The organism is Blautia sp. OF09-25XD (genome assembly GCF_003482095.1).
GTDB classification, from domain to species: domain Bacteria; phylum Bacillota; class Clostridia; order Lachnospirales; family Lachnospiraceae; genus Fusicatenibacter; species Fusicatenibacter saccharivorans.
Genome location: NZ_QUMG01000051.1, coordinates 1 through 968, shown reverse-complemented (window position 1 = coordinate 968; position 968 = coordinate 1). Strand labels below are relative to the sequence as shown.

Sequence of the window (968 nt, the reverse complement as noted above, 5' to 3'; positions counted from 1 at the left end):
ATGGAAATCGTAAATGAGTATTCCGATGAAGGTAAGTCTGGAAAGAGCGTAGAGGGCAGACCGGAATTTCAGAGAATGTTAGATAATATTGAGAATGGAACAGATGAGGTACAGTTTGTACTGGTGTTCAAGCTTTCCAGATTCGGTCGTAATGCGGCAGATGTATTAAACTCTTTGCAGAGGATGCAGGATTTTGGAGTGAATCTGATCTGTGTTGAAGATGGGATTGACAGCTCAAAAGATAGTGGAAAGCTGATGATTTCTGTTCTGTCTGCGGTGGCAGAGATCGAACGAGAGAATATCCTTGTTCAGACAATGGAAGGACGTAAGCAGAAAGCAAGGGAAGGAAAATGGAACGGCGGGTTTGCTCCATATGGCTATGAATTGGTAAATGGAGAATTGCAGATCGCAGAGGACGAAGCAGAGATTATTCGTCTGATCTATGATAAATTTATTCATACAAATATGGGAATTTCTGCGATTGCTGCATGGCTGAACCAGCATGGATATAAAAAGAAAAAACGACAGAATAATACACTGGACGCATTTGCCGCTTCATTTATAAAAGGCGTTCTGGATAATCCGGTATACTGTGGAAAGCTGGCTTATGGACGAAGGAAGAATGAGAAAGTATCTGGTACAAGAAATGAATACCGTATTGTAAAGCAGGAAAATTATATGTTACACGATGGTATCCATGAAGGAATCATTTCGGAAACAGACTGGGAGCTGGCACATCAAAAACGGGAAAAAACAGGTGTGAAATATGAAAAGACACATAGTCTCGAGCATGAGCATATTTTATCCGGAATATTGAGATGCCCGTTATGTGGAAGCGGTATGTATGGGAATGTGAACCGAAAGAAAAAGAAAGACGGAACCTTATATAAGGATTATTTCTATTATGCCTGCAAACATCGTCGCCTGGTAGACGGTCATAAATGTGGATATCGTAAACAATGGAGCGA

1 protein-coding gene is annotated in these 968 nt (G+C 40.8%); it reads left to right on the top strand.

Annotation, left to right across the window (positions count from 1 at the left end):
* Positions 1 to 968: recombinase family protein (locus tag DXA93_RS17540; protein ID WP_147399568.1), on the top strand; the 968-nt coding region annotated here is incomplete at both ends.